The following is a 15,016-nucleotide window of genomic DNA, read 5'->3' on the forward strand; positions in this document are numbered from 1 at the left end:
GCTCAACTCCTGAAACCTCATTCAAAACAGCGAAAAACCGTTCTGACGAGATAGACAACTTTTATTGATCAAGAATTGTACTATAGCGTCCTGAGCTTTTCAGCTTTTTCATGCCTCTGGAAAACGCCGCATCAAACTCTTGACTCCTTGGCCTTTTCCGGCTGAAGAACATAAACATATCCGCTTCACGCAGCGGCTTACTGTGATGCGTAATCATTCGGACTTTAGCTTCCGGAAACATTTTCTGAATCATGTAGTAGCCGACTATTTGACCACCAGGCACAGCATCTATCCGACCAGCCATCAGTTTTCGGTAATTCTGTGCTTCGTTTGATACAGCCTCTACCGTAATACCGTGATTAGCCAATTGAACAACATGGCTATAGCCAATCACGCCACCAATTACATAGTTTTTAAGATCGGAGAACTCCTTCCAATCAAAAGGGCGATTAACGTGATAAAAGAACACTTCTTTATCCCTGAATAAACGCTCCTTTGAAATAATAAAGTAATCATTGTCGCCACGATCCGGGTTTACGAACCAAGGAAAGGTTCCGTCACTCTGACCGTTCTTAATGCGCTCATAGCTTCGTTTCCAGGGGTAGTAATTATATTCAACGTCAAACCCTTCCAGAGCAAAAGCCTCCCTGACGAGGGTCTCTGCGATTTTTCCATCAGGGTCTTTTTCAGAGGTAAAAGGAGCCCACTCACCAATGTCTAAATACACAGTATCGGCGTGAACAAGACCGATGCTCCCGAAGAAAGACAGGAGCAGCGCGATCAAGGGAAAAGATAACAATGCCTGCATGAATACAACCTATTTAATTTAAGGCAATAAACACTATAGACAGATTAGCGAGCCTATATTGATTTAATATACGCATCAGGTTTTAAATCGGCTCACAAGCGCTGTAAGTTCTTGAGAAAGCTGACTCAGGGTTTGTGAGTTCGTATGAGACTGCACCGAGGCTTCATTGGCTTTCTGAGCCTCATTATGGACATCGGTAATATTCATGTTGATGTCTTCAGCCACCGAGTGCTGTTCCTCCGCTGCCGCCGCAATCTGAGTAGCCATATCACCAATATTGGTCACTGAACGCTGGATAGATTCGAACACCGCCTTGGTTTTCTCTGTCGTCTCTACCGTCTGCTTAGAATGCTCCAGACTGCTGGACAATTTTTCAGACACCACATTAGTGCGCTTATTCAGGGACGAAATCAGATTATCAATTTCCTCGGTGGATTCGGCCGTTTTCTGCGCCAAAGTACGCACTTCGTCCGCCACCACAGCGAAACCACGACCCTGCTCTCCGGCACGAGCCGCTTCAATGGCCGCATTTAACGCGAGCAAATTGGTTTGTTCAGCAATGCCACGAATGGTATCCAGAATCGAAGTAATGTTATTGGCTTCTTGGGCCAGCTCCGACATCGCATTATTTGAGTCAACAATAATGTCTTCGAGAATATTCACCGATTCGGAGGTTTCCTGAATGAACTGACGCCCCTGGCTGGCTTGTTGCTGACTCTCATCGGCAGACGATGCCGTCTGACTGCAGTTCTGAGCCACTTCATTTGAGGTCGCGACCATTTCATGGAACGCGGTAGACACTTGTTCAATCGAACGGGATTGCTGATCAGAAATCTCACGAACCTGCTCAGACACCCGACGCGCACCATCCGCCTCTTCCCCAACCTGACTGGCGTTGGATTTGATCTCTGAAATTAGCGTATGAACCATATCCACAAAGGTATTAAAGGCATCCGCCATTACTCCGGATTCGTCATTGGATTTCACTGTTAGGCGACGGGTTAAGTCCCCTTCTCCACTGGCAATCTCTTGTAAGCCCTGAGTGATTACCTGCATCGGTTTGGTAATGACACTGGATAACCAAAGACCAATAGCAGCGAACACCACAATCAACGAGATACTGACCAAGCTGATGGTCATGGCTAATTTATTGGCGGCCTCAAAGACCTCGGACTCTGGAATAAGCCCGATAAACTTCCATCCAAGAGAAGGTGATTCATAGATACTGGCAAACCAAGGCTTACCATCCAACTCAACTTGAACCATACCTTTTGCGGAAGCTAATTCCTGATATACATTCCCTAACTCGTTTAACTTTTTGAAGTTATGGTCCAGATTGGATGGATCGGCCAAAACCACGCCGGTGTCTTCAATCAGCATCAAATAGCCTTGCTCACCGAACTTCACTTGCTGAACCATTGTGGTTAGTTTAGCCAACGTCACATCAACACCCACCACACCTTTTAGGCCATCTTTGGCCTGAAATACTTTCAAATAATCTAATAATGGGGTGCCCGTTGTAACATCGGCGTAGGCAGGCGCACGAACCGCCTCAGATGCATTACCAATCGATGAGGTATACCAAGGGCGTTTTCTTGGATCATAGTTAGCAACGTTGTTGCCTTTGGGCCACTGGATGTAACCACCGTTGCTCATTCCCAGATACACAAACGCCAGATCAGGACGAGATTCACCAAATTCTTTCAACAGCTGGAAAGCTTTTGCCTCCACCTCGCTGTTTTGCTCAGGTGTCATAGGTTCAGACGGTTTATCCATATAGGTCATGACGGAACTGTCGAGATTCTGGATAATCTCTGTCGAAGCCAGGTAGACGGCATCTTCCGCTAATCCATTGAGATACAAAGAAAACGCCGTATCGATTTGCCGTATTTCATTTGTACTTTGCTTTTCAAAAGACGTAATCGCGCTATCCCGGACTGTCATTAACGACATGATTGCTACGATTAGCACAGGTAAAATCACACCGGCTAATAACGTCACCACAAACTTAATTCGAATGCTCACCTACTTCCATCCCCTCAGGTTTCCAGTCCATACAACCGTTTATCCAAACAGCATCAATGAACACTTTTTATACAGCCATACAAATCATAAATTGTCTCAAAGAATACTTTTAAGCACTGATTTCACGGCTTTTTTATTAACTATAGTATCGGCAAGAGGAAGAGCCACTTTATAAACATCTGTATAATTATCAACCAAACTAAATAGTAGTCAATCGTAGAGAAGCCCTGCTAGAAAAGACAAAATAGCGAATGAAGGCACACAAGCCAGAAAACATACTCCCGGTTCGTGTGCCTGTTTGCTGTTGCCTGGTTAGTTATTCCCAGCGTGGTTAATTGTTCGTTGCTTGTTAATTATTCAAAGTGTCATAAACCAGCGATGACACAGAACGGTCGGCCGAGTCAGAAACAAAACGGAAATTGCCTGTTTCGCGCCAGAACTGCCACCAGGGCACTGATTTGTACTCAGCCTCAAAGTCCACACGAAGGCCAACATCAAATCCGTTGTAAACATACGTCACCGGCCCGGTGGCTTCGTCACGAATCACCTGACCATGATCGGCCTTATTCGACATCAATACCGGGTAATGGTTATACAACAGCCCGTCAGGTCCATTCACCGACGTCAGCTTTCCAGTGAAAGACACACTGTTTGCACAACTCTCAATGGCTTCCGGAGCCGAAGCACCACAAGAAGAGTGAGCAGGAACCGTGGCATCGTCTGATCCTAAAATCAGCGGTTTGATTAATACATTGCCGCCATTCCCGGCGAATCTCAGATGAGGAATGTCATTAGGTGTCATCGCCAAGGTTCTTGCCTTGGAGACGTTCAGATCCTGAACCACGCCCAAATCACTGATATCCGCTTGGCTCAGATCCAAACCAAACGCACCACCGACGGCTTGCTTGATCCAATCAGGAATACTGGCATTACTGGCGATGTTCACAGCCAAAGAGGCCAGCTCTGTACCACCACCCGCACCGGCGAAATCAAGTACAGCAATGATATCCAAAGGCTCAAGCCCGGCGTTCATCAACCAGGTTTCCTGATTTTCAAGGAAGTAACGAGTCACCAAGTCCCCGGTACTGTGCGTCACCAAAACACAGCCATCGACACATGTCCCCTGCATGGAAAGCTGCTTCGCCTGCTCAAACACCTGTTCTGAAATGCGACCTTCCACTCGTTCGGCACTGCTCCAGCCCAAGCGACCTTCGGCACGATCCTGCCAAAACTGCGGAATCAACTGGCGGTCATAGACCTCCTGATCCGATGGTTTTTCTTTTAAATCTGAAAACTGAAAGCCATGAACCAGAATAACATTATGGCCTGCCACTTGTGCTTGGGCGATGTTTGGAGTCCCCGTTGCAGCCAGTACAGACGCGGCCGCAAACCCCAGTAGTTTTACTTTGTTTAACCTTTTCATAGATCATCCTATCGTTATTGTTATCTTCGATGAATCCGTGTCTCGCCAACATTTATAGAAGTTGTGAAGACTATAGAGGTTGAGAAGACATTTTTTGTAAAAACTCTAAGCGTTTCTTATTTAAACTGTTTTGATATTCCTCCCTGCTGTATGAATCCAAATCAAAGCCGGATACCGGATACTGTTCGGCTGATGCTCGTCCATAAGCCGACGATTCTCCCGCCGCTTCCGGTGCCTTTATGACACTAAAATCAGAAAGCCAATACGGGCCTGCACTGCCCGACTGTCGTAGCGTTGCCGCATGAACTTTTAAGGTTCCTTCATTGCGTAATGATGAAAGCTTGAACGATGAATTGAGATGACTGATGGGATCACCACTGGCCTGATCAAACAGGTTGGCCCGAATGCGATACAGACCAGCTTCCTCTACATCAAAACTCAGCGGGATCACAAGATCCGCGCCGTCGATGTAGGCGTCACCGACCTCCGTTAATTCCGCCACACTGTCGGACAGAGCGAACGTAGCAACCAACTCACTGGTGCCGCTTTGCTCAAGATTCACCAAAGCACGCACGAGAATTTCCCCATCATCCAACGACGCTAACTTCGTGCTGGAAATAACGCCCTCATAGAGCACGCCTTCCTCCACCGATTCACCCCGACGGAGTTCAGACTGCAACTGCACATTGTTGGGTGAATGAGTATGCGCCAAGGCCACCTTTACCGAAGACACCGTTAACGAAGACATCTTTGCCGAGGATATATTGGCACTCTCGCCATAGACGCGCACCTGCACAGTCAGCCCATCATCACGGGTAATCTGAAAGTGAGGCAAAATGATCTCGGCACTGACATCCTCAGCAGTGTCTAAGGATATTTTTTGCGGAACAAAGGGAAGCGGATTGAGCTGAGCCCAATCCGTCATTTTCAGCGGTTTGGAATACGCAGGAAACTGCACATCCAATGCATACTGCTGGGCCACTTTCTTAAACTGATGACGCATTCCCTCATCCATAAACTCAGCAAGCGGCGTTTGTTCTGATATTTCAGGCAAAAGCAGTTGTTGGCTGGGAATCCTTTCAACAGCTAATGCCGGTACTTGAACATCGCTGGAGACAAAAGAATCACGGTACGAGGCCGACGGATTGAAAGACAGGAAGTGATATACCCCAGCCACGCCCAACACAATAGCGCCTATCCAACCCAGTGTTTTCCTGATCATAACCGCCCCCAGATGTAATATTGTTAGACAAAAGCTACTAAGAGCCTTCCTATGTTAAAAGGTTAAAAACGGTCAAAAGAGGTAAAAACAGGTAGAAATAGTTTTACGGTGCTCTTGATACGCAGAACGATGCGCTCGATACGCACAGCGATTCCCTCATTACCCTCAACGATTCCCACACTTGAAGGTTGATATTGTTTGATCCTTCGATATCCTTAGCCGAACGTTTAAATCCCCAATACTTTCACATCAAAAGACCTCTGTTCATGGCAAATGTAACGCCTTTTAATCAAACCGTTTTGCACTGGTTCGATCAGTACGGCCGCAAAGATTTACCCTGGCAAAACCCGATTACGCCATATCGCGTGTGGGTGTCAGAAATCATGCTTCAACAAACCCAGGTAAAGACCGTCATTCCCTATTTCCAACGCTTCATGAAAACCTTTCCTACGGTTATTGATCTGGCTAATGCCTCTCAAGATCAGGTGCTAAACCTATGGACGGGGTTAGGCTATTACGCACGAGCCAGAAATCTTCACAAAGCGGCTCAAATGGTTGCCGAACAATATCAGGGTGAATTCCCGACCTCAGTGGATGGCTTAGTCGAACTTCCCGGCATTGGCCGCTCAACCGCAGGAGCTATTGCGTCAATATCAATGGGCATTTCGGCACCGATCATGGACGGCAATGTGAAACGTGTATTGACCCGATTTCATGCCATTGAAGGCTGGCCAGGCACTAGTAAAGTGGAAAAAGATCTTTGGCGCATCGCAGAAGCCAATACACCCCCAGAGCGCACCGGCCATTACACTCAAGCCATGATGGATCTCGGAGCGACTCTATGTACCCGCTCCAAGCCTGCCTGTGGTGTTTGCCCGTTACAACCTGAATGCAAAGCCTATGAACTGGGCACACCGACCGCCTTTCCTCATTCAAAACCAAAGAAAGAAAAGCCGGTGAAGAGCGCACGATTCTTGATGATCCTTAACGATCAAAATGAACTGCTTTTACAGCAACGACCTGACAGCGGTATTTGGGGCGGCCTGTATTGCGTTCCGGAACATCAACCGGACACCAAACAGTACAACCTGCCTGATCACATTGAGAAAGAAGAATGGCCGGCGTTTCGCCATACTTTCAGCCATTATCATCTCGACATTACGCCAGTGCTGTGTGAGCTCACTGAAAACGGGCCAGAAGCGAAAGATTCAGCCCCAAACACCTCGAAGATAATGGAACCTCAAGGGCGCCTTTGGTATAACATGCAGCAAGAATTAACGGTGGGAACCGCCGCGCCAATGGTGACCCTGATAGAAACCTTGAAACGCCACCTGGCAGGCTAACGTCCCTAGAGATATACAGCAGAGAGAAACCAACATGTCACGACTTGTACTGTGCAGAAAATACAAAAAAGAACTTCCGGGTCTGATCGTTCCGCCAATGCCAGGAGCAAAAGGCCAGGAAATCTTTGAAACCGTCTCTCAAAAAGCCTGGCAAGAATGGCAAAGCCACCAAACCATGCTGATTAATGAAAAACACCTGAACTTGCTTAACCCTGAACACCGTAAATTCGTTCAGGAAGAAATGGACAAATTCCTCGACAATGCCGACTTCGAGCAAGTCGAAGGTTTTGTTCCTGTGAAAGACGCTGGCGATGTACAAACCGTCGATGCCAGCAAGACCGAAGACAAAAACGACTAAGCATTTAACAGAGCGATTAGGATTTAACCAGAACTGCTTACACTTTGATCAGATTGACATTTTTTCGTCAAAAAACTGAAAAAAGTACTTGATAGCAGTTGACACAAATCCGAAATCCCTGTTTAATTCGCACCACTTAGCCCAGATAGCTCAGTCGGTAGAGCAGAGGATTGAAAATCCTCGTGTCGGTGGTTCGATTCCGCCTCTGGGCACCACTTTATTTCTAAATAAAGAGTTGAAGCCTCGTCGATAGAACGGGGCTTTTTCAATTAAAGTCATCATGACTTACCTATGCCCAGATAGCTCAGTCGGTAGAGCAGAGGATTGAAAATCCTCGTGTCGGTGGTTCGATTCCGCCTCTGGGCACCATCTCCTTACTTAAACTTGAAAATCCTTTCCTTTAATAAGTTCTACAAAGCGCTCACTTCGTGGCGAGTCCAACTCGGCTCTGGACAACATTTACTTCTCTGATTTCAAAATTATCATAAACAAATTCTTTGTTTTCTATAGACTGTCATTAATCTTATTATCTTTCGGACCTCATAGAGAATGGAATTCAAGAAACTAAAAACAACAAAAGTTCTAAAATCCAAACTAAAAATAAGAGACATTGCTGAATACACTGATTATCTTGAGGAAGTACACACTTTATTTGGTAACGATCTTCCTTGGTTTAGAGGCCAATCAAACATCAGTTATAAATTGATACCTTCGATTACTAGAAGCACCTCTTGGAAATACAGCCCTGACGATGAATACGAACTAATCTCTGACTTCATTCATAAAGGAAGACTTTTACTGCCCCAAATTGCAAGAATTACTAATCACTGGGAGTGGATGCAATTAGGTCAGCACTATGGTTTACCAACCAGGCTATTAGACTGGACTGAAAGTGCTCTGGTAGCTTTATTTTTTGCTATTGAATCTGAAGCTGAGAGTCCTTGTGTATGGTGCTTAAACCCCCATATGCTAAATGAACTAAGCACTAATCATAGACTGATTTTTTTTACTGACAGCCTAACTCGAGAACCCTTAGATGAAGAAAATATACTTAAATATGAAATGGCATCAAAAAATCTACCTGATTATCCACTAGCATTTCTACCGAATAGATTTGACCGTCGCATGTTCAATCAAAAAGCATGCTTTACAGCTCACGGAAGAAAAAAATGTGGTTTTGAAGAGCTACAGAAATCATCAGAATCCCCATTTCTAATCAGGCTTGACATTGAACCAAATAATATTGAGTACATAAGATTTCAGATGAGGACCCTAGGTATATCAACTGTCGATATTTATCCTGATTTAGACGGATTAAGTAAAGATATTAAGGTATTCAAAAACATGATGTCGCAGTAAACGGCCATCAATCTTCAATCCGCGCACCAAAACAAATCCTAAACATATTTATTTAAAAGTATCACTTATCAATACCCCAAGAATCACTCATTTCAACTTGGTTTGTTTTCATTGAGCGCCTGATTTCTTAGCTCTAAATTCCACTCTGATTGTTACGAATTAACAAACGGAGTGCGCTATGAACACGGTAAAGATAGCAACCAGATATCTCAAAACATCGATCATTACGATACTGGGTATTTCCCTAACCCAGCTTGCAAGTGCTGCGGGTCTGATGACCCCGATGAACAGCAGCCTTCCTGAATTAGAAATCAAACAGCACCATGTTGAGGTTACGGTAGAAGATGGTTATGCCATCACCAGCGTGACTCAGGTGTTTTACAATCCAAACGATACGTCCCTTGAGGCGCTTTATTCATTTCCTGTCCCGGAAAAAGCGGCTGTTGGCGAGTTCACTTATTGGATTGACGGACAACCCGTCACAGGCGAAGTGTTAGAGAAAGAAGAAGCCAGAAACATTTACGAACAGGAGAAAGCTCAAGGGCGAGAAACCGCACTGACAGAGAAAGATGACCACAAAACATTCTACAGCAGTGTTTACCCTGTTCTGCCGAAACAGGATGTAAAAATCCGTCTGGTGTATATCCAGGCAGTTCATACGGATCACGGCATTGGTCAGTATGTATACCCGCTTGAGGATGGTGGAGTTGATGAAGAGAAGCTTGCCTTCTGGTCCTATAACGACAAGGTAACCGAAGCCTTCAGCTTCAACATGAAAATCCGCTCGTCCTATCCGATTGAAGACGTTCGCCTGCCAAAGCACCCGCAAGCCATTGCCAGCTCAACGTCGAATCAGGAATGGTCGATCTCTATGCAGAACAGTCAGGCAAGCAACCTGGTAGACAGTGAAGCAAATACCCAGGAAATATTGGAAGGTGCGTCGACCTTACCATCGACCACACCATCAGGCACACAAAACATTGTTCAGACACTCGATCAGGACATCGTTGTGTACTGGCGTCACCAAAAGGGTCTGCCTGGTGCAGTAGATATGGTGGCACACAAAGAGCCGAATCAATCCCGAGGCACCTTCATGATGACCATCACACCGGGCGATGACTTGAAGCAGATTAATGAAGGGCGTGATTGGATCTTCGTATTGGATTTCTCTGGGTCGATGCAAGGTAAGTATCAAAGCCTGATCGAAGGGGTGAACAGAGGGCTTGGTCAACTAAATCCCAATGACCGCTTCCGCATTATTTTGTTTAACGACAGCGCCAACGAGATCACCCGTGGCTACACACTGGCAACGCCTGAAAACGTCACTAGTTACACCCAACAACTGGAAAACACATCACCTACAGGAGGTACAAATCTCTATCGCGGATTAGAAGAAGGCATTGATGATCTGGACGCTGACCGTTCCAGTGCAGTAATTCTGGTTACCGACGGCGTTGCCAATGTCGGTACCACCGAGAAAAAAGCCTTCCTGAAATTATTGGAAAGATACGACGTTCGCTTGTTTACCTTCGTCATGGGCAACAGCGCGAATAGACCGCTATTGAACAGCATGGCAAAAATTTCCAATGGGTTTGCGATGAGCGTTTCCAACAGTGATGACATCGTAGGAAAAATGATGCTCGCCACCAGCAAACTGACTCATGAAGCCTTCCATGATATGGAAATCGAAATTGACGGAATCAAGGTAAAAGATCTGACACCGGAGAAAATCGGTTCTGTCTACCGTGGTCAACAGCTGATCCTATTTGGTCACTATTGGGGATCAGGCAAAGCCAACGTCACTATTAAAGGCAAAGTCTCTGGTGAACAGAAGATCTATAAAACGTCGTTCGAGTTCCCTGCACAAAGCCAATTGAATCCAGAGATCGAGCGTCTGTGGGCCTTCGCAACCATCGAAGACCTTCAGAATCAAATAGACTACCTGGGTTATGAAGACGATTTTAAAGACGCCATCACCGACCTCGCAAAAGAATACGGTTTAGTGACCAACTACACCTCAATGATTGTGGTGCGAGAAGAAGTATTTAAACAGCTGAACATTGCACGCAACAACGACAAGCGCGTTAAAACCGAGCAAGCCGCGCGACAACAACGTGCCACTCAGGGCGTTCGAGACAACCGAAAAGATGCACAACAACCAGCGTTCAATACACATCGCTCATATCCGAGCGGTGGCTCTGGCGGCGGATCAAGCGACATCTGGTTTGTGCTATTGCTGTTGCCAGTGTTGTTAAGCTCACTTAGAAAGACGAAAAACAACAATGCCTGATAAAACCAGCAATAAAGTATCCCGAGCCACCTAGCTCGGGATATTGCCATAGAGATCCAGTGACACAATTAATTTGAAGAGACGCTATTAATTTGAAGAGACGCTATTAATTTGAAGAGACGCTATTAATTTGTAGTGAAACAACAAGCGATGAAACTTTTACTTCCTATACTGACTTTTCTAACACTTACGACTTCTGTTTATGCCAGCCGAACAGGTGTTGCCATGCCGTCAATCCAAGCGCAGCAAGAAATGCAAAATCACCGAAATACCACAACCAGCCTGACAACTCGTAAAAACGAGTGCGTAATACTGCTTCACGGACTGGCGAAAACAAAGCGATCCATGTCCAAACTGAATCGCGCACTGAAAGAAGCCGGATACACCACAGTTAATCATGACTATCCATCGAGATCCGGTTCAATCCCTCATTTAGCAGAAACGCATATCAACCAGGCACTGACTCAATGCCCGGATACCGCCACAATTCACTTTGTGACACATTCGCTGGGAGGAATATTGGTAAGACAGTATCTGCAAAACCATTCGATCAAAAACCTCGGACGAGTAGTGATGCTTGGGCCACCCAATCAAGGGAGCGAGGTTGTGGATAAGTTGCACGGCCTACCCGGTTTTGAGTTAATCGGTGGCCCCTCTTCTCTCGAATTAGGCACAAAAGAAAACAGCATTCCCAGACAACTGGGCCCTGCAAATTTTGAATTAGGCATCATCGCGGGGTCACGGAGCATCAATCTCATCCTCTCGACTCTGCTGCCAGGACAAGATGACGGAAAAGTGTCCGTTTCCAATACCAAAGTAGAAGGCATGAAACAGCACATCGTGCTGCCGGTGACTCATCCATTCATGATGAAAAATGCCAACGTCATTGCTCAGGTGAAAAGTTTTTTAGCGCAAGGCGAGTTTCAATCAGGCGTTCACTAGAGTGCCGATCAGCAGCACTCTAAAACTTACGTTCGTCTTTTACCCGGCGTTTGGATTCGAAGACTTTCGGCTCCCACAAACGCATTCCGGTAATGACACTGGTGCCAAAGCGTTCTTCCACCGGGAGTTTTTCGTCCTGCAGATGTAGGCTGTGAAACAGTTCAGCCAACTGCTCAAGCTTGCGTTGGAATGCCTCATTGGAAGCTCTCGACAACATCCCCACCAACACCTGACGTTTCTCCCCAGGATCATTGAAGCGATGACTGAAGAATTCCATCACCAACTTTTCTTCAAAGAAACGTTGAATGGGCCCGTTTTTTTGCCAGCTAAAATTTCTGTCCACCAAGAGTTTTATACGATTGCCCGGTAACAGTTCGATGAGCTTCAATCGATCCAGTTTTGCCAAATACTGCACTAACTCGGTTTCACTGAATTCATAGACTCTCAGAATGTCTTCAAAGCTCCAACGGTTTAGAGCGCTGTTCGCCACAATCAGCAAAGAGATGTCGTTCACAATTTCTTTTTCCTGCTCGATCGTTAAAGAACGAATCGCGCTGGATTGGCGGCTAACATCCACCAAATCACTGAACTCCATTCCTATCAGCTCACAGATCTGGTCTAGCCGCTTCAACGAAAAGTTCTCTTCCGCAAATAACCTTTTAACGCTGGCCTCACTCAAATCCAGAGCATTGGCGACATCTACGTATTTAAAGCCTCGGGATTTCAGACTGGTTTTTAGGGCTTTAACGAGAGAGGAACTGCGTGACATGTAAATTCAATCCTTTGATATTTAAATAATCATTCTGTGTTACTGACAGCAAGCCACCATTAGTAAACGAAAGTAGGTCATCACTTCAAGGGAAAATAAATATCCGTCAGCAAATCACACTCATCCACTTCATGAATAAAGTTCAAGTAATGAAAAAAGCACGGATAGTCTCGAACTTCTTCGCCTGAATCAGGTAGCCATTGCCGATACACATAATAAATACTCTGCTCTAGGGTATCATGACTGCCTTTATGCCTAACCACAGCACAACGGCCACCTGGAATAACACCTGTTTTCACACCATATTCATTGGGTGGAACGTCCTCCCGGATCGAGCCACAGACATCCCACCGGAAGTGTTCAGGCTCAGTGGTGTTCGGATCACTGTAGGGGATGCCGAAGGTTTTACTGCTCTTTACCGGCGATAACCCGGTTTCTTTCCGCCACAGGATAAACCTTCCTGCGGTTTCAAGTACCCTGTCCGGTGAGCCATGATGCTCTAACAAGGCCACCTTAGTCGTTTCAAAATCAACAACTTTTACATCCAACTGTTTGGTTAGGTCCATTTGTTTGTTTACGTCCATCTGGACAGCTCCTTCAATCTGAGTTTGGTATTCAAACCGCTTATGCCACTCAGGCCATTGCGGTTTCGCTCTGAACTCAGAAGGCGACTGATCAAAGGTTCGCTTAAACGCTCTGGCAAATGCTTCAGGGCTTTCAAACCCCGCTTCAAAGGCAATGTCTATGATGCGAATGTCTTTCTCAAAGGCCAAACGAAACGAGGCACGTTTCAATCTGGCCAACTGCAGAAAGTTGATCACGCTCATCCCTATATGGGCTTTAAACAACCGATGAAAGTGGTACTTAGACAACGCAGCAACATCACTCAATGTCTCAAGTGTCAGAGTGTCATTGAGGTGCCGGTTCACATAATCACACACCCGCGACATCCGCTCATCATAAGCAATCAGCTTATCTTTCATGTTCATCCTTCCAGGTCAGATACCGTCTCATCATGCCTTTCAAACGGCACTAAAATCCTGATCGAAATTGCTCTGTTTGCTTAAAATACTGCCATAAAAAACCCCGTCCGAAGACAGGGTTTTCATAAAATACACTCTGGTTCTATTAGATATTTGCGATCGCCAACACAGCCAAATACCCCGCCGTATAGGCCACCAGCAACCAATGGAAGAACTTCAGATAGGTAATAAAAGTCAATTCCGTCAGCTTGCTTAACGCAATCACACCGGCCGCAGAACCGATGATCAACAGCGAACCACCCACGCCCACAGCGTAAGTCAGCCCCAACCAATCGGCCGTATCCATCTCAATACCAGACTTCAAAATCGCAGCTGTTAGCGGCACGTTATCAACCAATGCTGACAAGATCCCAACAAAGTAGTTCGCCACATAGACAGGCATCACTTGATACAACTGAGGTAGGAAATCCAACACTGATAGCTCTTTGAGCATACCTACTAGCAGCAATACACCGAGGAAGAACAATAGGGTATCGAACTCCACTTCACGCACATATTCCAATACGTTTGGCTTGGTTTCACTCTTGTAGATGATTCTGTGCGTTATGAACATTACCGACAAACCAAACAGGAAGGTCAAAACAGGAGGCACAGAGAAAGCGACACTCATACCTAGCGTACCCACAATCGTTAGCAGGAATAACAAGGCAATCAACTTATCAGCAAAGGCAATCGGACGTCTGAACTTAGGTAAAGTCACCTCATCTTTGATACCGCGCATCAGGAACAACGCCAGCGTCATCACACCAAACACAGCAGGAGCGATCAATAAGAAAAGATCGGTGATGGAGACCTTATCCGCCAGGAAGATCATCAAGGTAGTTACGTCACCCGTGATCAAAGAAACACCGCCAGAGTTCACCGCAAACACAATCAAAGCCGCAAACTTGAGCGTTTGTTTGGGCTCCAGTTTTAACGAGGCCAGCAAGGAAAGCATAATCAAAGAGGCGGTAATATTGTCGGCCAGAGAAGAGAACAACAGCCCCAACAGAGCAATCATGATCATCAACGACCTTAACTTGATCTTACTCGGCAACAATCGATAGACCAGCTGTGTAATCAATCCCTGTTGGTTGAGATAGGCCACAAAAGTCATTGCTGCCATTAAGAACAACCAAAGCGTTGCAATCTCAAGAAGGTTTTCATTTAAGCCTTCTTTAACATGCTCTACATTTCCCCCCTCGGGAAACATGAACGCCAAGATCCAAACCAACGATCCTATAAAAAGCGTTGATTTAGCCTTATTCAAATGAATAACATCTTCGATAACAATTAAGACAAACGCTAACGCGATTAAACTCAATATCAGCACATGCATCTTAAAATCCTGCCCCACCTAACAATTTTTTGGCCGGATTATGCGCCTCTGATTTCTCAAAATAAACGGATATTTTTAGCATCCGATGAAGTCACAGAGATAAGTGCGCCAACGAA

General features: G+C 45.7%; 12 protein-coding genes and 2 tRNA genes. 7 read left to right on the forward strand and 7 right to left on the reverse strand.

Annotation, left to right across the window (positions count from 1 at the left end; all coding sequences use genetic code 11):
• Positions 1-61: 61 nt before the first annotated feature.
• The 4 genes from QQL66_RS20290 to QQL66_RS20305 all read right to left on the reverse strand — a co-directional run bounded on the left by QQL66_RS20290 (position 62) and on the right by QQL66_RS20305 (position 5,478).
• Positions 62-808: a substrate-binding periplasmic protein gene (locus QQL66_RS20290; RefSeq protein WP_284383999.1), complete on the reverse strand. Its 747-nt coding sequence runs from the start codon at positions 806-808 to the stop codon at positions 62-64.
• 75 nt (positions 809-883) lie between these two features.
• Positions 884-2,833 (reverse strand): methyl-accepting chemotaxis protein, encoded by a 1,950-nt coding sequence (locus tag QQL66_RS20295; protein ID WP_284384000.1) that lies wholly within the window; start codon positions 2,831-2,833, stop codon positions 884-886.
• Between the two features lie 349 nt (positions 2,834-3,182).
• Positions 3,183-4,256, reverse strand: coding sequence for a hypothetical protein (locus tag QQL66_RS20300; RefSeq protein WP_284384002.1), 1,074 nt, complete (start codon positions 4,254-4,256; stop codon positions 3,183-3,185).
• Positions 4,257-4,326: 70 nt separating this feature from the next.
• Entirely contained in the window at positions 4,327-5,478 is a 1,152-nt protein-coding gene (locus tag QQL66_RS20305) for a hypothetical protein (protein WP_284384004.1), read from the reverse strand.
• 266 nt (positions 5,479-5,744) lie between these two features.
• Between QQL66_RS20305 and mutY the strand changes: the two genes are divergently transcribed.
• The 7 genes from mutY to QQL66_RS20340 all read left to right on the forward strand — a co-directional run bounded on the left by mutY (position 5,745) and on the right by QQL66_RS20340 (position 11,770).
• A complete protein-coding gene (gene mutY, locus QQL66_RS20310; RefSeq protein ID WP_284384005.1) occupies positions 5,745-6,821 on the forward strand; it encodes an A/G-specific adenine glycosylase in 1,077 nt (358 codons plus the stop codon).
• A 34-nt stretch (positions 6,822-6,855) separates the two neighbouring features.
• Positions 6,856-7,179, forward strand: coding sequence for an oxidative damage protection protein (locus QQL66_RS20315; RefSeq protein ID WP_284384007.1), 324 nt, complete (start codon positions 6,856-6,858; stop codon positions 7,177-7,179).
• A gap of 139 nt (positions 7,180-7,318) precedes the next feature.
• A tRNA-Phe gene (locus QQL66_RS20320) sits at positions 7,319-7,394 on the forward strand.
• 78 nt (positions 7,395-7,472) lie between these two features.
• Positions 7,473-7,548, forward strand: a tRNA-Phe gene (locus QQL66_RS20325).
• A 180-nt stretch (positions 7,549-7,728) separates the two neighbouring features.
• Positions 7,729-8,538 carry an FRG domain-containing protein gene (locus QQL66_RS20330; RefSeq protein WP_284384009.1) on the forward strand — a complete coding sequence of 270 codons (810 nt, stop codon included), beginning with the start codon at positions 7,729-7,731 and terminating at the stop codon, positions 8,536-8,538.
• A gap of 178 nt (positions 8,539-8,716) precedes the next feature.
• Positions 8,717-10,828: a VIT and vWA domain-containing protein gene (locus tag QQL66_RS20335; RefSeq protein WP_284384011.1), complete on the forward strand. Its 2,112-nt coding sequence runs from the start codon at positions 8,717-8,719 to the stop codon at positions 10,826-10,828.
• Positions 10,829-11,053: 225 nt separating this feature from the next.
• Complete coding sequence (locus tag QQL66_RS20340) at positions 11,054-11,770, forward strand: esterase/lipase family protein (RefSeq protein ID WP_284384013.1); 717 nt, start codon at positions 11,054-11,056, stop codon at positions 11,768-11,770.
• A gap of 19 nt (positions 11,771-11,789) precedes the next feature.
• On the opposite strand, the gene QQL66_RS20345 is transcribed toward QQL66_RS20340, so the two are convergent.
• The 3 genes from QQL66_RS20345 to nhaD form a co-directional block, all read right to left on the reverse strand.
• Positions 11,790-12,539 (reverse strand): helix-turn-helix domain-containing protein, encoded by a 750-nt coding sequence (locus tag QQL66_RS20345; RefSeq protein WP_284384014.1) that lies wholly within the window; start codon positions 12,537-12,539, stop codon positions 11,790-11,792.
• Between the two features lie 80 nt (positions 12,540-12,619).
• Positions 12,620-13,522 (reverse strand): AraC family transcriptional regulator, encoded by a 903-nt coding sequence (locus QQL66_RS20350; protein WP_284384015.1) that lies wholly within the window; start codon positions 13,520-13,522, stop codon positions 12,620-12,622.
• A 145-nt stretch (positions 13,523-13,667) separates the two neighbouring features.
• Complete coding sequence (gene nhaD / locus QQL66_RS20355; protein ID WP_284384016.1) at positions 13,668-14,900, reverse strand: sodium:proton antiporter NhaD; 1,233 nt, start codon at positions 14,898-14,900, stop codon at positions 13,668-13,670.
• Positions 14,901-15,016: the final 116 nt, after the last annotated feature.

Source organism: Litoribrevibacter albus (assembly GCF_030159995.1).
In the GTDB taxonomy this organism is placed as follows: Bacteria; Pseudomonadota; Gammaproteobacteria; order Pseudomonadales; family Litoribrevibacteraceae; genus Litoribrevibacter; species Litoribrevibacter albus.

Bases quoted from the DNA above. Each gene is read 5' to 3' on its own strand.
- QQL66_RS20290 (WP_284383999.1), bottom strand. From the start codon at position 808: ATGCAGGCATTGTTATCTTTTCCCTTGATCGCGCTGCTCCTGTCTTTC.
- QQL66_RS20300 (WP_284384002.1), bottom strand. From the start codon at position 4,256: ATGAAAAGGTTAAACAAAGTAAAACTACTGGGGTTTGCGGCCGCGTCT.
- QQL66_RS20305 (WP_284384004.1), bottom strand. From the start codon at position 5,478: ATGATCAGGAAAACACTGGGTTGGATAGGCGCTATTGTGTTGGGCGTG.
- mutY (WP_284384005.1), top strand. From the start codon at position 5,745: ATGGCAAATGTAACGCCTTTTAATCAAACCGTTTTGCACTGGTTCGAT.
- QQL66_RS20315 (WP_284384007.1), top strand. From the start codon at position 6,856: ATGTCACGACTTGTACTGTGCAGAAAATACAAAAAAGAACTTCCGGGT.
- QQL66_RS20330 (WP_284384009.1), top strand. From the start codon at position 7,729: ATGGAATTCAAGAAACTAAAAACAACAAAAGTTCTAAAATCCAAACTA.
- QQL66_RS20335 (WP_284384011.1), top strand. From the start codon at position 8,717: ATGAACACGGTAAAGATAGCAACCAGATATCTCAAAACATCGATCATT.
- QQL66_RS20340 (WP_284384013.1), top strand. From the start codon at position 11,054: ATGCCGTCAATCCAAGCGCAGCAAGAAATGCAAAATCACCGAAATACC.
- QQL66_RS20345 (WP_284384014.1), bottom strand. From the start codon at position 12,539: ATGTCACGCAGTTCCTCTCTCGTTAAAGCCCTAAAAACCAGTCTGAAA.
- QQL66_RS20350 (WP_284384015.1), bottom strand. From the start codon at position 13,522: ATGAAAGATAAGCTGATTGCTTATGATGAGCGGATGTCGCGGGTGTGT.
- nhaD (WP_284384016.1), bottom strand. From the start codon at position 14,900: ATGCATGTGCTGATATTGAGTTTAATCGCGTTAGCGTTTGTCTTAATT.